At 65.6% G+C, this 20,910-nt stretch carries 22 protein-coding genes; 13 read left to right on the top strand and 9 right to left on the bottom strand.

The genetic code is table 11. The annotated features are described in order from the left end of the window. Positions 1 to 84: 84 nt before the first annotated feature. Genes ACQCSZ_RS10630 through ACQCSZ_RS10615 form a run of 4 tightly spaced genes read right to left on the bottom strand, consistent with a single transcriptional unit; the run spans position 85 to position 5,283 of the window. Positions 85 to 1,203 (bottom strand): ABC transporter substrate-binding protein, encoded by a 1,119-nt coding sequence (locus ACQCSZ_RS10630; RefSeq protein WP_427007955.1) that lies wholly within the window; start codon positions 1,201 to 1,203, stop codon positions 85 to 87. Further along, positions 1,200 to 3,020: an ABC transporter permease gene (locus tag ACQCSZ_RS10625; protein ID WP_427007954.1), complete on the bottom strand. Its 1,821-nt coding sequence runs from the start codon at positions 3,018 to 3,020 to the stop codon at positions 1,200 to 1,202. The genes ACQCSZ_RS10630 and ACQCSZ_RS10625 overlap by 4 nt, the downstream gene beginning before the upstream one ends. Next, positions 3,020 to 4,105 carry an ABC transporter ATP-binding protein gene (locus ACQCSZ_RS10620; protein WP_427007953.1) on the bottom strand — a complete coding sequence of 362 codons (1,086 nt, stop codon included), beginning with the start codon at positions 4,103 to 4,105 and terminating at the stop codon, positions 3,020 to 3,022. The genes ACQCSZ_RS10625 and ACQCSZ_RS10620 overlap by 1 nt, the downstream gene beginning before the upstream one ends. A gap of 35 nt (positions 4,106 to 4,140) precedes the next feature. After that, complete coding sequence (locus tag ACQCSZ_RS10615; protein WP_427007952.1) at positions 4,141 to 5,283, bottom strand: PrpF domain-containing protein; 1,143 nt, start codon at positions 5,281 to 5,283, stop codon at positions 4,141 to 4,143. 142 nt (positions 5,284 to 5,425) lie between these two features. Here ACQCSZ_RS10615 and ACQCSZ_RS10610 point away from each other — a divergent pair, with 142 nt between their 5' ends. The 3 genes from ACQCSZ_RS10610 to ACQCSZ_RS10600 all read left to right on the top strand — a co-directional run bounded on the left by ACQCSZ_RS10610 (position 5,426) and on the right by ACQCSZ_RS10600 (position 7,356). Then, on the top strand, positions 5,426 to 6,379 hold the full coding sequence (locus ACQCSZ_RS10610; protein WP_427007951.1) for a LysR family transcriptional regulator: 954 nt from the start codon (positions 5,426 to 5,428) through the stop codon (positions 6,377 to 6,379). A 90-nt stretch (positions 6,380 to 6,469) separates the two neighbouring features. Then, a complete protein-coding gene (locus ACQCSZ_RS10605) occupies positions 6,470 to 6,910 on the top strand; it encodes a hypothetical protein (RefSeq protein WP_427007950.1) in 441 nt (146 codons plus the stop codon). Next, the gene (locus ACQCSZ_RS10600) at positions 6,907 to 7,356 is read left to right on the top strand and encodes a cytotoxic translational repressor of toxin-antitoxin stability system (RefSeq protein WP_427007949.1); all 450 of its coding nucleotides are present in this window, start codon (positions 6,907 to 6,909) and stop codon (positions 7,354 to 7,356) included. The genes ACQCSZ_RS10605 and ACQCSZ_RS10600 overlap by 4 nt, the downstream gene beginning before the upstream one ends. 19 nt (positions 7,357 to 7,375) lie before the next feature. Here ACQCSZ_RS10600 and ACQCSZ_RS10595 read toward each other — a convergent pair whose 3' ends face one another. The 5 genes from ACQCSZ_RS10595 to ACQCSZ_RS10575 all read right to left on the bottom strand — a co-directional run bounded on the left by ACQCSZ_RS10595 (position 7,376) and on the right by ACQCSZ_RS10575 (position 12,099). Further along, entirely contained in the window at positions 7,376 to 7,621 is a 246-nt protein-coding gene (locus ACQCSZ_RS10595) for a hypothetical protein (RefSeq protein WP_427007948.1), read from the bottom strand. Then, the gene (locus ACQCSZ_RS10590; RefSeq protein ID WP_427007947.1) at positions 7,618 to 8,901 is read right to left on the bottom strand and encodes a gluconate transporter; all 1,284 of its coding nucleotides are present in this window, start codon (positions 8,899 to 8,901) and stop codon (positions 7,618 to 7,620) included. The genes ACQCSZ_RS10595 and ACQCSZ_RS10590 overlap by 4 nt, the downstream gene beginning before the upstream one ends. Further along, on the bottom strand, positions 8,898 to 9,461 hold the full coding sequence (locus ACQCSZ_RS10585; RefSeq protein ID WP_427007946.1) for a gluconokinase: 564 nt from the start codon (positions 9,459 to 9,461) through the stop codon (positions 8,898 to 8,900). The genes ACQCSZ_RS10590 and ACQCSZ_RS10585 overlap by 4 nt, the downstream gene beginning before the upstream one ends. Before the next feature lie 63 nt (positions 9,462 to 9,524). Further along, on the bottom strand, positions 9,525 to 10,274 hold the full coding sequence (locus tag ACQCSZ_RS10580; protein WP_427007945.1) for a FadR/GntR family transcriptional regulator: 750 nt from the start codon (positions 10,272 to 10,274) through the stop codon (positions 9,525 to 9,527). Between the two features lie 79 nt (positions 10,275 to 10,353). Further along, complete coding sequence (locus tag ACQCSZ_RS10575; RefSeq protein WP_427007944.1) at positions 10,354 to 12,099, bottom strand: L-lactate permease; 1,746 nt, start codon at positions 12,097 to 12,099, stop codon at positions 10,354 to 10,356. 180 nt (positions 12,100 to 12,279) lie between these two features. Between ACQCSZ_RS10575 and ACQCSZ_RS10570 the strand changes: the two genes are divergently transcribed. From ACQCSZ_RS10570 to ureG, 10 genes are all read left to right on the top strand, one after another. Further along, positions 12,280 to 13,083, top strand: coding sequence for a (Fe-S)-binding protein (locus ACQCSZ_RS10570; protein WP_427007943.1), 804 nt, complete (start codon positions 12,280 to 12,282; stop codon positions 13,081 to 13,083). Next, positions 13,080 to 14,606: a LutB/LldF family L-lactate oxidation iron-sulfur protein gene (locus ACQCSZ_RS10565; RefSeq protein ID WP_427007942.1), complete on the top strand. Its 1,527-nt coding sequence runs from the start codon at positions 13,080 to 13,082 to the stop codon at positions 14,604 to 14,606. The genes ACQCSZ_RS10570 and ACQCSZ_RS10565 overlap by 4 nt, the downstream gene beginning before the upstream one ends. Further along, entirely contained in the window at positions 14,603 to 15,238 is a 636-nt protein-coding gene (locus tag ACQCSZ_RS10560) for a LutC/YkgG family protein (protein ID WP_427007941.1), read from the top strand. The genes ACQCSZ_RS10565 and ACQCSZ_RS10560 overlap by 4 nt, the downstream gene beginning before the upstream one ends. A 78-nt stretch (positions 15,239 to 15,316) precedes the next feature. Continuing rightward, complete coding sequence (locus tag ACQCSZ_RS10555; protein WP_427007940.1) at positions 15,317 to 16,114, top strand: dioxygenase family protein; 798 nt, start codon at positions 15,317 to 15,319, stop codon at positions 16,112 to 16,114. Between the two features lie 614 nt (positions 16,115 to 16,728). Beyond that, complete coding sequence (locus ACQCSZ_RS10550) at positions 16,729 to 17,031, top strand: urease subunit gamma (RefSeq protein WP_427007939.1); 303 nt, start codon at positions 16,729 to 16,731, stop codon at positions 17,029 to 17,031. Between the two features lie 10 nt (positions 17,032 to 17,041). Continuing rightward, complete coding sequence (locus ACQCSZ_RS10545) at positions 17,042 to 17,371, top strand: urease subunit beta (RefSeq protein WP_427007938.1); 330 nt, start codon at positions 17,042 to 17,044, stop codon at positions 17,369 to 17,371. Continuing rightward, entirely contained in the window at positions 17,368 to 19,125 is a 1,758-nt protein-coding gene (gene ureC, locus ACQCSZ_RS10540) for an urease subunit alpha (protein ID WP_427007937.1), read from the top strand. Before ACQCSZ_RS10545 ends, ureC begins: the two co-directional genes overlap by 4 nt. A gap of 9 nt (positions 19,126 to 19,134) precedes the next feature. After that, on the top strand, positions 19,135 to 19,617 hold the full coding sequence (gene ureE / locus ACQCSZ_RS10535; protein WP_427007936.1) for an urease accessory protein UreE: 483 nt from the start codon (positions 19,135 to 19,137) through the stop codon (positions 19,615 to 19,617). Further along, positions 19,598 to 20,278 carry an urease accessory protein UreF gene (locus tag ACQCSZ_RS10530; RefSeq protein WP_427007935.1) on the top strand — a complete coding sequence of 227 codons (681 nt, stop codon included), beginning with the start codon at positions 19,598 to 19,600 and terminating at the stop codon, positions 20,276 to 20,278. The genes ureE and ACQCSZ_RS10530 overlap by 20 nt, the downstream gene beginning before the upstream one ends. A 12-nt stretch (positions 20,279 to 20,290) precedes the next feature. Further along, entirely contained in the window at positions 20,291 to 20,908 is a 618-nt protein-coding gene (gene ureG, locus ACQCSZ_RS10525; protein ID WP_427007934.1) for an urease accessory protein UreG, read from the top strand. Positions 20,909 to 20,910 lie beyond the last annotated feature (2 nt).

Genomic DNA, 20,910 nt, shown 5'->3' with positions numbered 1-20,910 from the left:
GTTGAAACAGCGGGGCGGCCGTCGTTGCGATTAGTCGGCGATCCGAGTGACCGCCATGGCCGCCCCGCTGCAGTCTGCGGGGATTCAGCCGATGTAGCCGAAGATCCGGTTCCAGATCGCCTGGTCTTCCTTGCCGTGGCTGGCCAGGTCCTCGGGCGTCCCGCGATGGGGAAGCCCGGTGTTCATGGCCGGAAGCTGGACATCCATTACCTTGGGAGCCGGGGCCGTCGAATCGGCCGGGTACTCGCCGATTTGGGAAAAGACACTGGCTCCGCGCTTGCTGAGGTTCCAGTTCATGAACACCTGTGCGGCGGCGGGGTGCTGCGCCGTGGGGGTCATGCCCAGGAAGTAGTCGTAGAGCGCGAAACCCTCCTTGGGGACCACAAACTTGACCGGCGCGTTGTTGTTTGCCGCGATGTTCACGCTGCTGACCACGGCTGTGGCCACCTGGATTTCACCGCGGGACAGGCTTTCCTGCTGTGCGCCGGAGGAATCGAAGATCCGCGGCTGCTGCGCTGCGTACCCCTTGAGATAGTCCTCGCCGAGGGCGTCGAGCTGGAAGCGCACGAGGGATGCGGAGCTGCCGCCGGCGCCCACCTGGGTGGTGCCGATCTTGCCCTTCCACTTGGGGTCCAGCAGATCCTGCCAGGACTTCGGCGCGTCCGCTTCGCTGACCAGGGCCGTGTTGTAGGCGAAGGTGAAGGCCGGGTCGAAGACCCTGTAGAACTTCCCGCCGTCGTACTTCACGGTGTCATCCAACTGGCCGAAGTTGGGGACCTTGTGTGGCGTGAAGGCGCCGGCCTTGCTCATGGCGGACACCGAAGAGAACTCGGAGGTGCGGATGACGTCCGCCCCCAGCTTCTTGGCGCCCTGCTCACTGAGCACGCGCTCCAGCAAGCGGTTGGGTACCAGACGGACCAGGTTCACCTTGATGCCGGTGTCCTGGGTGAAGGCCTTGATGACTTCCTTCTCGCTGTTTTCCACGTAGCCGCTGTAGAGGCTGATGGATCCTTCGGCCTTGGCCCTGGCGAACAGGTCCTTGTCGGCCACGGTCTGGCCGTTGATCACGAGTTCGGATGCCGCGGCGAGGGATTCGGCCTTGCTGACCAGCGTCACGGTCCTGGGGGCGCTGCAGGCGCCCGCCGTGACGGCCAACGCGGCGGCGGCAAGCACCGATGCCGTTGTCTTGAAGATGTTTTTCATCGTGCTTCTCCGTTGGTTGCGCGGGCGCCAAAGGCCTTCGCGATGACGACCAGGGCCAGGATGACCAGGATGTAGAGCAGACTGGTCGAGGCTGCGGAGCGCAGCGCGCCGTTGTCGTAGTTGTCAAAGACCACAATCGCCAGCAGCCGGGTGTTCGAGGTGAAAAGGAACAGGGCGGCGGACAGTTCCCGCATCGCCAGCATGAGCAGCAGCAGGACGGTGGACATGACGCCCGTCTTCATCAGCGGCAGCGTCACATAGGACACCGCACGGGCCCGGGTAGAGCCCAGCAGCACGGCGCTGTCCTCCAGGTCCTTGTCCACCTGCAGGATGCTGGCGGACATGCCCCGGTAGCCCTGGGGCAGGTAGATCGCAATGAAGGCGATAATCAGCACCACGATGGTTCCATATACGGGAAGCGGCAATACCAGCCAGGTCCAGAGAAGGCCCAGGCCCATGACGATCGCGGGCACGGCGAGCGGGAGCATCGCCACGAATTCCAGGCTCTTCCGGCCAGGGGTTTTGGTCCTGTACACGATGTAGCTGAGGTAGAACGCCAGCGCGGCACCCAGGACGGCGACGCAGACGGCCACCATCACGCTGTTCCGTGCCGCGTCCAGGAAGGTGGCGGACTGCAGCGTCTGGAGGAGCGACCAGAAGGAGAGCGCATCTTCGCCAAAAAGCTGGCCGAGGTTGGAGACATAGGGCGAGGACTGCAGTGAGGCCAACAGCAAAGCCACCACCGGCAGCACGATTGCCAGGGCGAAATACACCAGGGCGAACGCCAGGCCCACGCCGCGGAGCTTGCCGATGTCCATCATGCGGGGCTTCATGCCCTTGCCGGACACGGTGGTGAAGTTCCTTTTCATCACCACGCGCTGCTGGATGGCGGTGACGGCTATCAGCACTACGGTCAGGACTACTGCGACCGCAGCGGCTTCGTTGCCCCTCGCGGGGGCGGAGTTCATCAGGCGGTAGATGAACGTGGGAAGCGTTTCAATCTGACCGGGGGTGCCGATCATCTGTGCGACGGGAAAGTTTTCCATGGTCAGGGCAAAGATCAGTACGCCGGAACCGAGAATTGCCGGGGTGACCAGAGGAAAGGTTACGGTGCTCAGGATCTTGCCGAGGGAGCCGCCGTGGACGCTGGCGGCTTCCTCCAGATCAGGGTTCATGAGGGTCATGGCGCCGTGGATCAGCAGGAACGCGTAGGGGGCATAGTACAGGGCAAGCACGAAGATCAGGCCGGGCATCGTGTAGACATTGAAGAGGTTGCCCAGGCCGATCCCGCGGGTGAGCAGGTTCAGGTAGCCAGTGGCGGGCCCGGCCAGAAGGGACCACGCGAGTGCGCCCACCAGCGATGGCAGGAACATCGGGGCGATGCCGATGAAGTAGATGACCGCCTTGCCCCAGATGTTGGTTCTGGCTGTCAGGAAAGCCAGGGTTGCGCCAATGAACATGGCCAACACCGAGGAGGAGGTTGCGACAACCAGGGAATTCGTCAGTGCCGTCACGGACTGGTGGGAGGCGAGGACCTTGAAGTTCTCCAGCGTCAGCCCGCTGACTCCGATCGAACCTGGCCGCGGCGTGGAGCTGCTGAACGCAGAGAACAGGATCAGGGCCATGGGCATGAGGATCAGAATGGCCAGCAGGGCCAGCATCAGCCAGGTGGGCATCGACTTCCGGAACTGCTGGCCGAGCGGACCGCCGAGCCGGCCGCCGATCCGCCGTCCGGGTTGCGGACCGGGCTGCAAACCGGGCGGCGTGCCGGGGCGCTCGTCTGACCGCTTGCGGAGTTCTGTAGTTGCGGCCGACATCAGGCCACCTCGGCAGGCAGGATCTGGATATCGGACGGGCTGGCCGTAACCCAGACATGGTTGCCTTTTCCGGCCGCCGGGCCGTCCCGGCGGGAAACGAGGGCCTCGATGGAGGGGCCGCCGTCGAGCTCGATCAGGTAGCGCACGTTCGAGCCCTGGTAGCTGGCCACCGAGACCTCCCCGGCCCAGTTGTTGGAGTCCGTGTCCGGCCGCTGCGGGGAGACGATGACGTCTTCCGGACGGATGCAGGCCTTGATGGCGTCACCGTCCAGGGTGTATTCGGCAGTGGACAGTTCGAGCCGGTGCTCCGCCATCTTGTAGGTGCCGGGGTGGCCGTTCTTCTGCACCGGGAAGATATTCGTGACACCCAGAAAGTCCGCGATTGAGGCGCTGGCCGGGTTTTCGTAGATTTCGCCGGGGCTTCCCACCTGGGCGAGTTTTCCGTTCTGCATCAATGCGATCCGGTCCGCGAGGGCCAGGGCTTCGCCCTGGTCGTGGGTGACGTAGACGCAGGTGAGATTGAGTTTCTGCTGCAGGGCACGGAGTTCGATCCGCAGGCGGTCGCGGAGTCTGGCATCAAGGTTGGAGAGGGGCTCGTCCAGCAGCAGGACACTGGGACGCATCACCAGGCTGCGGGCCAAGGCCACCCGCTGCATCTGGCCGCCGGAGAGGAGGCTGGCGCCGCGCTTCTGGAACCCGTCCAGGCCGACCAGTTGCAGTGCCTCGTCGACGCGCTCGGTGATCTCCTTCTTGCCCAGTTTTTTCATTTGGAGCGGAAAGGCGACGTTTTCGAAGATGGTCCGGTGCGGCCACACGGCGTAGGACTGGAACACCATGCCCACGTTGCGTTTGTGGGAGGGGACGTTGATGTTCCTTTCGCTGTCGAACACCACCTGGTCCCCGATGGTGATCCGGCCGCGGACGGGAGTTTCAAGTCCGGCGATGCAGCGCATGGTGCTGGTCTTGCCGCAGCCTGACTTGCCCAGCAGCACCAGGGAGTGCCCGTCCTCGATTTCGGCGTTGACGCCTTTGACGGCGTAGGCATCGCCGTATTTCAGGTCGATGTTCTCCAAAGTGACTTTCATTTTCCGACTCCTTTGTCTTGGTCTATTTTGCGCGGTCAGGCGCTGGCCCGCACATTGGCGGTCTCGCGGGTGAAGATGATGGATTCGCTGATAACGCGGGCGGCCCGCTCGAGTCCGATCCGGGCGGGCCGCCCGAACGGGTCCACGGTGGCGACGGTGGCGATGATGCCGGCGGCGGTGCCGATCCGGAGATGGGTGGCGGCGTCGGGCGCTGTGTGAATCGCCCGTTCCGCGAGGGCGGTGTTGACCACGGTGCCTGGGGTGAGGGCAGCGGCGGCGATGCCGACGGCGGACGTCAGCCCGATTGCCGGGTGCGGGGCGTGCATGGAGAGGGTCCGGATGGAGACGTCGTAGGCCGAGCCGCTGATGTGCTGGCCCCCGGCGGTGACGAAATCCGTAGCCGGGCCAACGATCCCCACCTTAGGCACCGCATGGTCAACCGGTGAGCCGGCGGCCCTCAGCCCCATGCGCACGGCGGCAGCGCTTCGGATGTCGGTGAGCAGGGGCACGAACTCCGAGAGCTCAGCCAGGCTCTCGGTTCCGGTGAGGCCGAGGCTTTCGGCCGCCACCAGAACCATCGGCGCTCCGGCATCGATCATGGAGACCAGGTAGCGCCGGCCGGCGACGGCCAGTTCTTCCCGTGCATGTCCGGTGGGCAGCGCGGAACCGGTGCTGCCGCCCGCGGCGTCGAGGAATGCCAGGGTGACAGGGACTCCCGTGGCCAGCGTGCCCGGCACCTGCGCGTCGCCAAAGGCCGGCAGTTTCCCGCCCGGGGTGGCGACGTCGGCTTCGAGCCGTGTGCCGGTGTTCAGGTTGCGCATCCGGACGAGGGTGGATCCCGGTGTGGCCCGCACAAAACCGTGGCTCACCGCGTAGAGGGCAATGGCCGTCGCACAGTTGCCGCAATTACTGCCCCACTCGACGCGGCCGTCGCCGATGCCGACCTGTGCGAAGAGGTAGTCAACATCAACGTCGTCATCGGAGGCTGCCGAGACGACGGCCGCCTTGGAGGTCGTGGACGTGGCCCCGCCGACGCCGTCGATCTGACGGGGGTCGGCGGCGTTGAAGGTGTCGATCAGGATGGCTTCGATCTGGTCCCTCGACTCCGGGACATCCTTGCCGTCGAACAGCCAGCATTTGCTTGTTCCACCCCTGACCAGGGTTGCTGGGATTCTCAATGGATTCTCGTTTCGAAAGTAGTTGTTGTCCGGGCCGCCACGGCGCCTGTGTGGCCTCGGTCATATCTACTTTCGGTTCCGGAAGCGTTGAGCACAATGTTCATTTTCTTTGCCTGGCTTAACTTCAACTACACTCTTTGTCATGGACCTTGATGTTCGCCGCCTCTTCCTGCTGGCTGAAATTGCCGAGTACGGATCACTGACTGCGGCCGCCGAAGCGATGATGTACACGACGTCCGCGGTCTCCCAACAAATGCGCCGGCTCGAGGCCGAGGCCGGCCAGACCTTGTTCGAGCGGCATGCCCGCGGCGTGGTCCTGACCGATGCGGGGGCGGCCCTCGTGGCCCGGGCGCAGGCCATTCGGCGCGAGCTGGCGGGCGCCCAGTCCGATCTTGAGGCACTGAGCGGGCTGCGGGCCGGGAGCCTCCGGATAGGGTCCTTCCCCACGGCATCCTCATCGATCCTGCCGTTGGTTCTGACCCAGTTCGCCAGGGAGCATCCGGCCGTTTCCGTGTCCGTCAGGAGCGCGCTGAGGGACCCCCTGCGCGAACTGCTGCTGATGCGCGAAGTGGAGCTGGCCCTCCTATGGGAGTACGACTGGAGTCCATTCATGGACGAGGAGATCGAGACTGAAAAGCTCGTGGACGATCCAACCGTCCTTGTAGTGGCGGCGAGCAGCGATGTGGGGCGCAGCGGCCCGGTGGATCTCAGTTCACTCGCTGCCGCCCGCTGGATCATCCGTGCGGACGGGCACCCCGTGGCGGACGTGCTGACCAGGAGCTGCCACGCGGCGGGGTTCGCGCCGGACATCTCCTATGACGCCCACGACTATCAGGAGGCGCAGGCAATGGTGGCGGCAGGACTTGGCGTGGCCCTCGCCCCCCGGTTGTCGCTCACAAACCTGCGCGACGACGTCCGGCTGGTGCCGCTGGACCCGCGGACTCCCGTGCCGGTCCGCCGGATTCTGCTCGGACAGCTCAAGGCGCGGAAGCCGACGCCGGCGATGGTCGGTTTTCAGCAGACGCTGAGGGACGCCGCCCGGGCCATGCCCCAGACTTTCGGACGCCCGGAGCAGCTCGGCTCGGTCAACATCTGAATTCAAGTGGCCGTCCGGGACCGGTGCAGACCAGGAAGCACGGCATCAAGGTACTTGACGTACGTGGTGTACGTGCGGATGATGGAAGACATGAGCACCCCCGCACACGAAACCGCCGGCGGACGCACCTACGGGTTCACGCAGGCGCGGGATTCGTTGAAGGCAATCCTGGATTCCAGCGAACGGGGCGGGCTGTCAACGATCCGCCGCCCCGACCGTGCCCCCGCCGCCGTCGTCAACGGCGAGAGCCTGCGCCGGTACCTGGAACTGACAGTCGTGGCGAACGTTCAGGTCGTGAACGAGGATGGCGCCTGGGCCGTCTTCATGCCGGGGCGGCCGTTTGCCGCTGAGGCCACGGAACTGGGGGAGGCCCTGGCGGACTTTGTGGACGCGTTGCGAGATTATGCCGAGGATTGGGAAGACCATTTGCAGGCCGCGCCCAACCACCGGGAGAACTGGGCACTGGTCCAGCTCATCGGCCTGTCCACCGATGGGCAGCTGACCGACTGGCTCACCGGTTCCGTGGCGTGAGCATCCGCCGCCTGGGTGGACGGGACGACCACGAGAGGTTCTGCCTGACCGGGCACTGGGAGTTGGTGGTGAATGCCCGCGGGAAGCCCGTGCGGCACCACGCAACGTACCGGCTGGTCCTGCCCGACGGGCGGATCCTGCGGACCCGGATTTCGCGGCCGGTCGACCGCACCACGTATTCGCCGTCGATCTGGAACCACATCCTCCAGGACCAGCTCGTGGTCGGCGACGATGAGTTCTGGGCTTGCGTCGATGACGGGTTGCTGCCGGCACGCGGCGCGGCGCCGGTGCCCGCATCGGCCCTTCCCCTGGCGCTGGTCTGGCAGCTCACCCACACTGCCGGACTGGACGAGGGAGACGTTGCCCGGATGACGAAGGAGCAGGCCGTGCAGGCCATCAACGACTACTGGATGTCCCAAGGGGGAGGACCGGGGGACCAGAGGTAAGGCCTGGCGAGTGCATCGATCAGACGAAAGCGGACAGCAGCAGTGTGAATCCGAATCCCACGACGGAGATTATGGTTTCCATGACCGACCAGGTCTTGATCGTTTGCCCGACGGTCAGCCCGAAGTATTCCTTGACCAGCCAAAAGCCGGCATCGTTGACATGGGAGAAGAACAGCGATCCGGCACCGATGGCGAGCACAACCAGCGCCAACTGAGCCGGCGTCAGACCGGTTGCCAAGGGTGCGATGATGCCGGCGGCCGTCACGGTAGCCACGGTCGCCGAGCCTGTGGCGAGACGGGGATCAGCACCGCGATAATCCACCCCAGCACCAGAGCCGACAGACTGGCAGCCACGGCGATCTTGGCGATCGCGGTTCCGGTACCGCCGTCGACCAGGACCTGCTTGAAGCCGCCGCCTGCGCCGACAATGAGCATGACCCCGACAATCGGCAACAGGCTCTGGCCAATCTTCTTCGTCAGAGTCGACGCGGAGAAGCCCACTCTTGTACCGAAAGTGACCATGGCCAGCAGCACCGCCACGAGCAGCGCGAAGACCGGATCGCCAATGAAGTCCAGCAAGGGCCGCAGCGCAGCCCCTTTGTCCATCCAGATGTCCGCCCCGGCTTTGACCAGCATGAGCACCAACGGGGACAGCAGGGTGACCAGGGTCCAGGTGAAGGACGGGCTGCGCGTGGCTTCCGAATCCTGTGCCTTGCCCAGGGGCGCGTCGCGGCGCGGCCTGTCGGCCTGCGTGCCCTGGTCCGTGCCTTGGTCCTGGGGATCGGCCGGCTGTGCGTTCCCGCCGGATCCGACGGTGACGGCCGGGCCGGCGCCAGCGGCGCCGATGGGCACCATCCGGGCGGCGAGACGGCCAAACAAGGGACCGGCGATGATGACGGTTGGAACCGCTATAAGGAGGCCAAAGGCAAGAGTCACACCGACATTGGCATGCAGGATGCCGATCGCCGCCAGCGGGCCCGGGTGTGGCGGGATGAATCCGTGGAGCACCGACAGGCCGGCCAGGGCTGGAATGCCAAGCAGCATCGCCGGGCCCTTGGAACGGTGCACGGCGAGCATCACGACGGGTATGAGCAGCACGAGCCCGATCTCGAAAAACATGGGGATACCGATGATGCCGGCGATGAGCGCCATCTTCCAGGGCAGCGTTGCAGGCCGGCCGTGGAGAAGTGTGTCCACGATCTTGTCCGCACCGCCGGAATCGGCCAACAGCTTGCCCAGCATGGCTCCCAGTGCCATGAGGACTCCGACGTAGCCCAGCACCCCGCCGACGCCAGTCTCGTAGGAGGTGGTCACCTTGTCCAGGGCGATACCGGAGGCAATGCCGACGAAGAGGGCCCCGATGCTCAGGGCCAGAAAGGCATGCATCTTCGCCCAGATGATCTGGAGGACGACGATCGCGATGCCGACGGCTGCCACGACAAGTACCTGGGTGTCATGGCCGTTCCATGGTTGATTCATCAGGTCTGTGGTGCTGTCGGTGGCGACCCCCGTGAAAGGCTTGTTGAGGGTGGAGATTCCGTTCACGGTTCCCGTCCCGTTCCGCCCGGCCGCAGGCCGAACTCGTCCATGATTCGTTGGGCAATCACCCCTGGAGCCGGGCCGACGTCGAACCGGATTCCGGGCTCATCCTGGGACGGTTCCTCGAGGTCTGCGAACTGGCTCGCCAACATACTCGGGGGCATAAAGTGACCGTGGCGTTCGGCCAGCCGTGCGCTGATGGTCTCGGGGGACCCCGACAGAAAAACGAAGACGACGCCGGAGCCCCGGCGGTTAATGATGTTGCGGTAAGACCGTTTGAGCGCCGAACAGGTGATGACGCCGTTCTCCCCATGATCCAGCCTCCGGTCCACCCACTCGGCAACCTTCTCCAGCCAGGGGTATCTGTCCCCATCAGTGAGCGGATGTCCCGGGGCCATTTTGTCGATATTTGTTTGGGGGTGCAGGGCATCGCCTTCCTCGAAGGCCCAACCGAGCCGCCCCGCAAGGAGGGCGGCAACGGTGGATTTACCGGAACCGGATACGCCCATGACAAGCAGTACGGCCGGGTTGGTCAGGGCAGGCGTCGCCAGGCCCGGGGTGCCCATAGTGCCCATCTTGGCAGCACCGGGGCATCAGTGCCACAGTGAATCGCAGCTGATTCCACGGGGCTACTCCGGCAGTGCGGCCTTCGCGGCGCGCGCCTGGGACGCCTGCCGGTGGAACCACTCGATATGTTCGCGCAGCAGGCGGGCGGCGAGCTCGCCGTCGTGTGCCTGGAAGGCAGCAAAGATGCCGTGGTGCTGGCTCCGCAACACGGACACGACCTCGGGCCACGAATCCATGGCGTCGACGGCGTCCTTGACGTAACCGACGATGGCTCCGCTGAGGGACTCCATCATGGTGGCGACCACTGCGTTGCCTGCCAGCGAACTCAGGGCAACATGGAAGCGGGCGTCCAGCTCGTAAAAGGCCTCCCGGTCCAGTTCAGTGTCGTCCATGGCCTGGAGAAGATGGGCCGCATGCTGTAGATCCTCCTCGGAATCGAGGCGGGCCGCCGCCGTCTGGGCGGTCCAGGTCTCCAGCAGGATACGGGTCTGGACGATGTCCGCGACCGGCAGCCGGTTGCTGGCAACATGCAGCCGCAGCGCGGACGAGAGGCCCGCGGAGGGGTCCGAAATGACGATCGCGCCGGACGTGGGTCCGGACCCGACGGAACTGCGGATCACGCCCATGGCGCCCAGGATCAGGATGGCCTCGCGCACCGACGCCCTCGAAATTCCGTAGGTTTCCGCCAGGGCGCGCTCGCCGGGAAGACGGTCCCCGAGCTTGATCTTGCCCGAGCGCAGGTCCGCCTCGATGTCCGCCAGGAGGGCATCGTAGCTACGGCGGCGGCCCGCTGATGATTCGTCGCTGGCCATGGGCGTTTCCTTCTGATCGTCGAAGGCGTGCGGGCCGGGGATCCGGCCCGCACGCCTCATTGCGGAGGTCGGCGGAATGCTACGGCAGCATCCAGCTGAGGACGGGGGTGGATTGCAGGAAGATGAGGGTACACAGCACCAGCAGCAGAGCCACGCTCCACCCGACCACCTTACGCAAAAGCACCGACTCCTGCCCGTCGAGGTCGACGGAGGTCGCCGCGATGGCCAGGTTCTGCGGGCTGATGAGCTTGCCGACGACTCCGCCTGTGGTGTTCCCGGCCACGAGCAGGTTCGGATCGATGCCGGCTTTCAGGCCGGCGGTCTGCTGCAGCTTGGCGAACAGCGCGTTGGCGGAGGTGTCGGAGCCGGTGACTGCGGTACCGATCCAACCGAGCACCGGGGAGAGGAACGCGAAGAAGGCGCCGGTGCCGGCAAGCCAGGTGCCGATTGATACTGTCTGTCCGGAGAAGTTCATAACGTAGGCAAGCGCGAGGACGGTGATGATCGTCAGTCCGGCCCAGCGCATCTTGAAGATGGTCCGCCAGATTTCGACGACGGCGTTGCCGACCGTGAGCTGGTAGCGGCCGCCGTCGTCGTACTTCGAATAGACGAACGCGACGATCATGCCGGTGATCAGCAGCAGGGTGCCGGGGGTGGAAAGCCACTGGAACGAGTAGATGGTGGAAGAAACGGGTTTGCCCCCGGCGTCAACCAGTGAATCGTGCAGGATCGGCCAGGGGATCTTGATGTCGGTCGAGGCAAGGAACGCGGGCACATCCACGCCGAATTTCCACAGCTTTGCGATACCGAAAATGACTATCACCAGGAAGTACGGGAACAGGGCGAGCCAGGTGCGCGTCGGGGTGAGGCCGCCGGAGGCGCGCTTCTCGGTGGTGACCACGGCCGCTGCCCTGCGCGAGCCTCCTGAGCGGGTGGAGTCCACGTTCTCCGTGGCGGCGGCGCCGGAGGCCACGGCGAGACGCTCGCGTGCAGCGATGCTGCCCTTGGGTGTCCAGACGCGGAAGAACAGCACCGCCACGCCGAGCCCTACGAGCGAGGCGACGATATCGGTCAGCTCGTAGGAGAAGTAATTGGAGCAGAGGAACTGCGCGATGGCGAAGGAGAAGCCGACGACGAGCCCGGCGGGCCAGCAGTCTTTCAGGCCCTTGCGGCCATCGAGGATGAAGAGCAGGATCAGCGGAACGAAGGTTGCCAACAGCGGTGCCTGGCGGCCCACGACGGAGGCGATATCCGTCGCGTGCAGTCCCGTGAGGCCGGCCGCGGTGGTGATCGGGATGGCCATGGCGCCGAACGCGACCGGGGCTGTGTTGGCGACCAGCACGGCGGCGGCGGCGCGCAGTGGCGGCAGTCCCAGTGCGAGCAGCATGGTGGCGGTAATCGCGACAGGTGCGCCGAACCCTGCGAGGGCCTCGAGCAGGCCGCCGAAGCAGAAAGCGATCAGCACCGCCTGCAGCCGGACGTCGCCCCCTCCGATCACATCGAACACGTTGCGCAGATCCTCGAACCGTCCGCTGAGCACCGTCACGTGGTAGAGCCAGACGGCCATGATGACGATCCACAGCACGGGGAAGGCGCCGAAGACGCCGCCCTGGGTGGCGGAGAGGATTGCCAGGGCCGGCGGCATGTTGAAGGCAGCGATGCCCACGACGAGGGCCACGAGAAGGGCGAAAGCGCCCGCAACATAGGCCTTCGTTTTTACAACGGCGAGCAGGATGAAGAAGGTAAGCAGCGGCAGCAGGGCGACGATGGCCGACCAGGCCACGCTGTTCAGCACGGGGTCGGTGCTGGGGGTGAAGTGGTCCACGGAGTTCCTCCACATTGAGGTTGGTGAGGTCAGACCACTGTGGTCGGACCACTAGAGTGTAGCGCATATTTTCCCTGGATGTGACCCCCCTCACGTAGTTCATTTGGGGCTGGACGTGGCGCGGGTCACGTGATGTACTATGGTCAGACCACACGTTACGAGGCTGCTCGAAAGGCTGTCATGAGAATCGCTTTGTTCGCCACCTGCATCGTGGATGCCATGTATCCGCGCACCGCCCGGGCCACCGTGAACGTCCTGGAGCGGCTGGGACACGAGGTGGTGTTCCCCTCCGGCCAGGCCTGTTGCGGGCAGATGCACGTCAACAGCGGCTACCTCAAGGAGGCGGTCCCCGTGGTCGCCAACCATGTGGCCGCCTTCGACAATGAGGACTACGACGTCGCCGTCGCGCCCTCCGGCTCCTGCGTGGCCTCCGTCAAGCACCAGCACCCGATGGTCGCCCGCTCCTGCGGGGACACAGCCCTGGAAGCCCGCGCCACCGCCGTCGGCGCCAAAACGTACGAACTCTCCGAACTGCTGGTCGATGTGCTCGGCGTCGCCGATGCGGGAGCCCAACTCGGCTCGTACTTCCCGCACCGCGTCACCTACCACCCCAGCTGCCACGGCATGCGCCTGCTCCGGCTGGGGGACCGGCAGTCCCAACTGTTACGCAGCGTCCAGGGAATCGACCTGGCCGAGCTGCCGGAGGCCGACCAGTGCTGCGGCTTCGGCGGCACGTTCTCGATGAAGAACGCGGATGTCTCCTCGGCCATGCTCGCGGACAAGGTTGCGAACATTGAGTCAACGGGCGCCGCCCTCTGCGCCGGCGGTGACGCCTCCTGCCTGATGCACATCGGTGGCGGACTCTCCCGCCAGGGCAGCGCCGTCACCACCCTGCACCTGGCCGAAATCCTTGCCAGCACCATGGAAGCCCCGGTCTCCGTCACCGGCGAGGTACGCATTTCAGCCGGAAAGGCGTCACGATGAGCACCTTCCTCGGCATGCCCTCGCTGCCCGTCTTCGGCACAGGCAACCTGCACGCCTCCGAGTCCTTTCCGAAGGCGGCCCGCCACGAGCTCAACAACGCCCAGCTGCGCGCCAACCTCGGCCACGCGACCCACACCATCCGCGACAAGCGGCTGAAGGTGGTTTCCGAACTGCCGGACTGGGAGCAGCTGCGCGGTGCCGGCAGCGCCATCAAGGAATCCGTGATGGCCCGGCTGCCCGAACTCCTCGAGCAGTTCGAAGCGAATTTCACAGCCTGCGGCGGCATCATCCACTGGGCCCGCGATGCCGACGAAGCCAACCGGATCGTCGCCGGACTGATCCGGGACACTGGCGAAACCGAAGTCGTTAAGGTCAAGTCCATGGCCACGCAGGAAATCGGCCTCAACGAATACCTCGAAGAGCAGGGGATCGCGGCCTACGAAACGGACCTGGCGGAGCTGATCGTCCAGCTTGACCACGACAAGCCCAGCCATATCCTGGTCCCCGCGATCCACAAGAACCGCACCGAAATCCGCGACATTTTCCTGCGTGAAATGCCCGGCGCGGATCCCGGGCTGACCGACGAGCCAGCGGTCCTGGCCATGGCCGCCCGGGCGCACCTGCGGCGCAAGTTCCTCACGGCAAAGGTGGCCGTCTCCGGCGCCAACTTCGCGCTGGCCGATTCCGGCACCCTCGCCGTCGTCGAATCCGAGGGCAACGGCCGCATGTGCCTGACCCTGCCGGAGACGCTGATCACCGTCATGGGCGTGGAGAAGCTGCTGCCCACCTGGCAGGACCTGGAAGTGTTCATGCAGCTGCTGCCGCGTTCCTCCACCGGGGAACGGATGAACCCGTACACCTCACTCTGGACAGGGGTCACCGAAGGTGACGGGCCGCAGAACGTCCACCTCGTGCTCCTGGACAACGGACGCAGCGCCGCCCTGGCCGACGAAATGGGGCGCTCCGCACTGCACTGCATCCGCTGCAGCGCCTGCATGAACGTGTGCCCGGTGTATGAGCGCACCGGCGGCCACGCGTACGGGTCCACCTATCCGGGACCCATCGGCGCCATCCTCTCGCCGCTGATGACCGGAATCCAGGCCGAAGAGAACAATTCACTGCCCTACGCGTCCTCCTTGTGCGGCGCCTGCTATGACGCCTGCCCGGTAAAGATCAACATCCCGGACATCCTCGTGCACCTGCGCAGCGTCGACGTCGACAGCCAGCGCGGGAAGACGAAGCTGCCCAGCCAGATGGACATCGGCATGAAGGCGGCGTCCTGGGCGCTGTCCTCCGGCAAGCGGCTCGGGCTGTTGGAAAAGGGGCTGCCCCTCGGACGCCTTGCCGCCGGCCCCGACCGGAAAATCACCAGGCTGCCGGGCATCGCCGGCGGCTGGACGCAGAGCCGGGACATACCGGCGCCCCCGGTGGAATCCTTCCGCAGCTGGTGGGCCAAGGAGCATCAGAAGCAGGAAACCGAACGTATGGACAAGCCGTCAGAAAACACAGGAGACCAGGCATGAGCGCCCGCGAAGACATCCTCGGCCGGATCCGCTCCGCGCTGCGGGACAGCCCCGAGGTGCCGCCGATTCCCCGCGGGTACCGGGCAACATCCGGGCTGGACGAGGCCGCGTGCATCGACCTGCTGGTGGACCGCCTGGAGGACTACAAGGCACACGTCAGCGTTGTAGGGGCGGCCGAGGTGCCCGCGCTGATCGCCGGATTGCTGGCCGACGCCGGCAGTTATGTGGTGCCGGACGGACTGGACGCCCGCTGGCTGGCCGCCGTTGACAGCCAGCCTAGCAACGCCCGACGCCGGACGGATTCTGCCGCGGCTCCGCTCACCGTCGCGGAACTGGACTCGGTGGATGCCGTGGTGACCGGCAGCGCCGTCGCCGTCGCCGAAACCGGAACCATCATCCTGGACGGGAGCCCCGATCAGGGCCGCCGCGCCATCAGCCTTGTCCCGGACCACCACATTTGCGTCGTTGACGCCAAGGACATTGCCGGTATCCTGCCTGAGGCGCTGCGCCGGATCGACGGAACCCGGCCGCTGACCATGATCAGCGGGCCGAGCGCCACCAGCGATATCGAACTCGAACGTGTCGAGGGCGTGCACGGTCCGCGCAGGCTCGACGTCATCATCGCGCGGTAGGGCCTCTTGTATCGACGGCGTGGAGTGCAGCTAGACGGGTTACTTGAAGCTTCAATGAAAATCGGGTATGCTGTTGCCATGACGCAGATCCTTGACCGCCCCCCTGTACTCTTTCTCAGCCACGGCGCGCCGCCCCTGGCCGACGACGCCACCTGGACCCGCGAACTCAATGAGTGGTCCGGCACCTTTGCCAAGCCCAAAGACATCCTCATGGTGTCTGCCCATTGGGAAAATGCCCCCGTCACCCTCAGTGCAACGAAGCGTAGTCCGGGCCTGGTCTATGACTTCGGAGGCTTCCCGCAGAAGTACTACGACGTCACCTACGACGCCCCGCAGGCACCCGAGCTCGCCACCGAAGTGGAGAAGCTCGTCGCGAGCCATGGTCACCACGTCGAGCGTGATGAAAGCCGCGGTCTGGACCACGGAGCTTACGTGCCGCTCAAGGAGATGTACCCGGACGCGGACGTGCCGGTGGTCCAAATGTCCATGCCGACCCTCGATCCGCAGGGATTGTTCGAACTCGGCGCGTCGCTTGGGCCGCTGCGGGACCGCGGCACGCTGATCGTCGGCTCTGGCTTCACCACGCACAATCTCCGCTGGTTCAACCCCGCGGGCGGTCCGGACAGCGCCCCGCCCGCAGCTTCCAGCGAATTCGATCATTGGGCGGAGGAGGCAATGGCACGCGGCGATGTCGATTCCATCCTCGACTTCCTGCACAAGGCACCCGCCGCCCGCGAGGCACACCCGAGAAGCGAGCACTGGGCCCCCCTGTACATTGCCCTCGGCGCAGCCTACGGTTCCGGCGACATCCAGGCGAAGACGGCAATCGAAGGATTCTGGTTCGGGTTGTCCAAGCGCTCCTGGACGCTGACGTAGCCACCCGCATCGCTGGGCCCGCGCCAACTTATTGGCGCGGGCGGATCCTTCCGGCATAGAGTGTGACCGCTGCCGGGTGTGTGGCTGACAGGTTGTAGCGCCGGTGCCCTCCGGACCGGGATCCTGCGGGCCAAGGGCCTCTCCGATCTACTCATCCCTGGGAACCACCCTCGCAACCTCGCGGCCGGCTATGGTCTCGGCGTTATCACCGGTGCCCGACTCATGCGGTTTTTGGTCCACCGCTGCACCCGCACCCACCCTATCGCTATCGGGGGATGGTCCTGGTCACCGCCTTCGGGCGGCGGCTGCCAGAGCGGGGCACGCAGCCTGGAAGCGCAGGCGAGCCTAGGCCGGGCGGGTCACGCGCCCTTCCCAAAAGACCTGCCCGGAGGTTCCTCCGGTCTGTCCCTTCCGACCGCTGTCAGAGTACATTTTGAGGCAGGGCCGGTGCGCCGGTCACAAGGGGTACTGGGAGTTGCAGCGGATCCACGAATTGGAAATGTCAGACGTTTAGGGCTATAGCTGTACTAGCTGCCCCGCGCGTCCTCGGCTGTTCCAAGCCTTGAGCGATCTGACGCACGGCTTCGCGGCGCCCACCTTTTGAAGGAGAACTGATGCATCTTTTGCCCCGTGAGCAGGAAAAGCTCATGATCGTCGTTGCCGCCGACCTTGCCCGCCGCCGCCAGGCGCGCGGCCTGAAGCTGAACTTCCCCGAGGCCGTCGCCCTCATCAGCTACGAGCTGATCGAGGGGGCGCGGGACGGCCGAACCGTGGCTGAACTGATGAGCTACGGCACCACGCTGCTGCGCCGCGAGGACGTCATGGAGGGCGTGCCCGAGATGATCCACGACGTCCAGATCGAAGCAACCTTCCCGGACGGCACCAAGCTCGTCACCGTCCACGATCCGATCCGCTAGGAGCCCGGCCATGATTCCAGGGGAGTACATTCTCATTTCCGACCCGGTGACGCTGAATGCGGGGCGCGAGGCGATCGACGTCGTCGTGACCAACACCGGTGACCGGCCCGTGCAGGTGGGTTCGCATTACCACTTTGCGGAGGCGAACTCAGCGCTGGACTTCGACCGACAGGCAGCGTATGGCCGGCGGCTGGACATCCCGGCCGGCACCGCCGCGCGGTTCGAGCCCGGTGACAGCAGGCCTGTCCGGTTGATCGAACTGGCTGGCGCCCGCGAGGTCTATGGGCTGAGCAACGCCGTGAACGGCGCGCTTGCCCCGATTGAAGGAGTAACCAAATGAGCTTCGACATTCCCCGCAGGCAGTACGCGGACCTGTACGGCCCGACGACGGGTGACGCCATCCGCCTGGCGGACACCGACCTCTTCCTCGAGATCGAAAAGGACCTCACCGTCTACGGCGAGGAAGTGGTGTTCGGCGGCGGCAAGGTGATCCGCGACGGCATGGGTCAAAATGGCCAGGTCACCCGGGATGAGGACGTCCCGGACACGGTGATCACCAACGCGGTCATCCTCGACTACACCGGCATCTACAAGGCCGACGTCGCGCTGAAGGACGGCCACATCTTCCGGATCGGCAAGGCCGGCAACCCGCAGATCAGCGACGGCGTGGACATCGTGATCGGTGCCAGCACCGAGATCATCGCCGGCGAGCGGAAGATCCTCACCGCCGGCGGCATCGACACCCACATCCATTTCATCTCCCCGGACCAGGTCCCCACCGCCCTGTGCAGCGGCGTGACGACCATGGTGGGCGGCGGAACCGGGCCGGCCGACGGCACCAAGGCCACCACCGTGACCCCCGGCAAGTGGCACATCCAGCGGATGCTGCAGGCCGCGGAGGGCCTGCCCATCAACATCGGCCTGCTCGGCAAGGGCCACGCCTCCGCCGTCGAGCCCCTGGCCGAGCAGATCCGTGCCGGTGCCATCGGCCTGAAAGTCCACGAGGACTGGGGCGCCACCACGTCCTCCATCGACACCTCGCTGAAGGTGGCGGATGAGTACGACGTCCAGGTCGCCATCCACACCGACACCCTCAACGAGTGCGGCTTCGTCGAAGACACCATCCGGGCCATCGACGGCCGGGTGATCCACACCTTCCACACCGAGGGCGCCGGTGGCGGCCACGCCCCGGACATCATCAAGATCGCCGGGCTGCCCAACGTCCTGCCGGCCTCCACCAACCCCACGCTGCCCTATACGCGCAACACCATCGAAGAGCACCTGGACATGCTCATGGTGTGCCACCACCTCAGCCCGGCCATTCCGGAGGACGTGGCGTTCGCGGACTCCCGGATCCGCGCCGAGACCATCGCCGCGGAGGACGTCCTGCAGGACCTGGGCATCTTCGCGATCACGTCCTCGGACTCGCAGGCGATGGGCCGCGTGGGCGAGGTCATCACCCGCACCTGGCAGGTGGCGGACAAGATGAAGAAACAGCGCGGCGTCCTGAAGGACCCCCGGGGGGACAGCGCAGCCGGCGTCCACGGTTCTGCTGCCGGCTTGGGCGCCGAGAGCGACAACTTCCGCCTGAAGCGGTACGTGGCGAAATACACCATCAACCCGGCCATCGCGCAGGGCATGGCGGACTCCATCGGCTCGGTCGAGGTGGGAAAGTTCGCCGACCTGGTTTTGTGGGACCCGGCGTTCTTCGGGGTGAAGCCGGAGCTCGTGCTCAAGGGCGGGCAGATCGCGTACGCGCTGATGGGGGATTCCAACGGCTCCATTCCCACCCCGCAGCCGCGGACGATGCGGCCGATGTTTGCGACATTCGGCAAGGCGCTGCAGCAGTCCTCCATCACCTTCCTGTCCAAGGCCGCCATCGAAGCAGGGGTTCCGGCGGAACTCGGACTTCAGAAGGTCATCCGGCCCGTGTCCGGCATCCGCAGCCTCACCAAGGCCGACCTGAAATACAACGACGCCACCCCGGCCATCGAGGTGGACCCCGAAACCTACAAGGTGACGGTGGACGGGGAGGACGTCACGTGCGAACCGTCCGACGTGCTGCCCATGGCCCAGCGCTACTTCCTCTTCTAGGAGCCTGACGTGATTATCGAAAAGATCCTGGGCAACGTGCACGAGCTGCCCCCCAATTCGGCGGAGTACGCCGGGCTGCACCGCGAAAAGGTGATCCTGCCCAGCGCCCAGCTGGTCAAGCGCATCCAGCGCGTCACCACCGACCACGGCAAGGAACTCGGCATCCGGCTGCCGTCCGGTTCCGTGGACCTGCGCGACGGGGACATCCTGCACGTCGCCGGAACCAGCATGATCGTGGTCTCGGTGCTGCCCACCGACGTGCTGGTGATCGCGCCCCGGTCCGTCCACGAGATGGGGGTGGTGGCGCACTCCCTGGGCAACCGGCACCTGCAGGCCCAGTTTTTCGACGCCACCTCCGAGTACGGCGCCGACGTCATGGTCTGCCAGTACGACCACACCGTCGAGGACTACCTCAAACACGTCGGCGTCCCGTATGACCGCCAGGAACGCGTGATGCCCGTACCCTTCCGCCATGCCGAACACAGCCACTAGCTACCAGCTCGCGCTCCAGCAGCTGACGGACTCCGCCCTGCCGACCGGGGCGTTCGCGCACTCGCTGGGATGTGAGACGTACATCGAGCGCGGGCTGGTGCGGGATGAGGCTTCGTTCGGGGTGTGGCTGGGGGCGTTCATTTCACAGCAGCTCACCTACTCGGACGGGCTGGCCATCCGCTTCCTCTACGAGGGTACGGAGGTGGCTGGACTGGACGAACACCTTACGGCGCAGCTGCTGCCACGGCAGGTGCGGGAGGCCAGTATCAAGATGGGCACCCGGCTGTTGGAGATCGCCTCGGAGGCTTTTCCCTCAGCCGGGCTTGAACAGTACCGGTCCATGGTGGCCAGCGGCCGGGCCGACGGCCATCAGCCGCTGGCGTTCGCCGTCGTCTGCCGTTCCCTGGGCGTTCCGCTGCCGGAAGCCCTCGCCGCGTACCTATTCGCGGCCGTCACGTCGCTGACGCAGAACGCCGTGCGGGCCATCCCGCTGGGGCAGAACGCCGGCCAGCGTCTCCTCCGGAAAGCGGCCGACGACGTCGCTGCCGCCGTCGAGCGCATCGGTCACCTGACGCCGGACGACTTCGGGTCCGTGAGCCCTGGATTGGAAATTTCGCAGATGCGGCACGAGCGTCAACGTGCCCGCATGTTCATGAGTTAGCAGGAGGACAGAATGACTGAACCCATCAAAATCGGCATCGGCGGCCCGGTGGGCGCCGGCAAGACCCAGCTGGTGGAACGGCTCACCCGCCACATGAGCCGGGAAATCTCCATGGCGGCCATCACCAACGACATCTACACCATCGAGGACGCCAAGATCCTGGCCGCTAACGGCATCCTGCCCGAGGACAGGATCATCGGCGTGGAAACCGGCGGCTGCCCGCACACCGCCATCCGCGAGGACACGTCCATGAACATGGCGGCCATCGAGGAGCTCAAGAAGCGGCATCCGGACCTGCAGGTGATCTTCGTCGAATCCGGCGGCGACAACCTCTCCGCGACGTTCAGCCCCGAGCTGGTGGACTTCTCCATCTACATCATCGACGTGGCGCAGGGCGAGAAGATCCCGCGCAAAGCCGGCCAGGGCATGATCAAGTCCGATCTGTTCATCATCAACAAGATCGATCTGGCGCCGTATGTGGGCGCGGACCTGGCCGTCATGGAACGGGACTCGCGCGAGTTCCGCGGCGACAAGCCGTTCTGTTTCACCAACCTCAAGACGGACGAAGGGCTGGACCGCGTCATCGACTGGATGCGGCGCGAGGTGCTGATGCTCGACCTCGCCAAGTGAGC

It is taken from the genome of Pseudarthrobacter sp. H2 (genome assembly GCF_050157045.1).
Lineage (GTDB): Bacteria > Actinomycetota > Actinomycetes > Actinomycetales > Micrococcaceae > Arthrobacter.
The sequence above is the reverse complement of the archived record's forward strand: the minus strand, read 5'-3'. Positions and strand labels throughout refer to the sequence as shown.

Bases quoted from the DNA above. Each gene is read 5' to 3' on its own strand.
- ACQCSZ_RS10585 (WP_427007946.1), bottom strand. From the start codon at position 9,461: ATGGGCACCCCGGGCCTGGCGACGCCTGCCCTGACCAACCCGGCCGTA.
- ACQCSZ_RS10620 (WP_427007953.1), bottom strand. From the start codon at position 4,105: ATGAAAGTCACTTTGGAGAACATCGACCTGAAATACGGCGATGCCTAC.
- ACQCSZ_RS10610 (WP_427007951.1), top strand. From the start codon at position 5,426: ATGGACCTTGATGTTCGCCGCCTCTTCCTGCTGGCTGAAATTGCCGAG.
- ACQCSZ_RS10570 (WP_427007943.1), top strand. From the start codon at position 12,280: ATGAGAATCGCTTTGTTCGCCACCTGCATCGTGGATGCCATGTATCCG.
- ACQCSZ_RS10580 (WP_427007945.1), bottom strand. From the start codon at position 10,274: ATGGCCAGCGACGAATCATCAGCGGGCCGCCGCCGTAGCTACGATGCC.
- ACQCSZ_RS10555 (WP_427007940.1), top strand. From the start codon at position 15,317: ATGACGCAGATCCTTGACCGCCCCCCTGTACTCTTTCTCAGCCACGGC.
- ureG (WP_427007934.1), top strand. From the start codon at position 20,291: ATGACTGAACCCATCAAAATCGGCATCGGCGGCCCGGTGGGCGCCGGC.
- ACQCSZ_RS10545 (WP_427007938.1), top strand. From the start codon at position 17,042: ATGATTCCAGGGGAGTACATTCTCATTTCCGACCCGGTGACGCTGAAT.
- ACQCSZ_RS10565 (WP_427007942.1), top strand. From the start codon at position 13,080: ATGAGCACCTTCCTCGGCATGCCCTCGCTGCCCGTCTTCGGCACAGGC.
- ACQCSZ_RS10560 (WP_427007941.1), top strand. From the start codon at position 14,603: ATGAGCGCCCGCGAAGACATCCTCGGCCGGATCCGCTCCGCGCTGCGG.
- ACQCSZ_RS10605 (WP_427007950.1), top strand. From the start codon at position 6,470: ATGAGCACCCCCGCACACGAAACCGCCGGCGGACGCACCTACGGGTTC.
- ACQCSZ_RS10630 (WP_427007955.1), bottom strand. From the start codon at position 1,203: ATGAAAAACATCTTCAAGACAACGGCATCGGTGCTTGCCGCCGCCGCG.
- ureC (WP_427007937.1), top strand. From the start codon at position 17,368: ATGAGCTTCGACATTCCCCGCAGGCAGTACGCGGACCTGTACGGCCCG.
- ACQCSZ_RS10530 (WP_427007935.1), top strand. From the start codon at position 19,598: ATGCCGAACACAGCCACTAGCTACCAGCTCGCGCTCCAGCAGCTGACG.
- ACQCSZ_RS10550 (WP_427007939.1), top strand. From the start codon at position 16,729: ATGCATCTTTTGCCCCGTGAGCAGGAAAAGCTCATGATCGTCGTTGCC.
- ACQCSZ_RS10625 (WP_427007954.1), bottom strand. From the start codon at position 3,020: ATGTCGGCCGCAACTACAGAACTCCGCAAGCGGTCAGACGAGCGCCCC.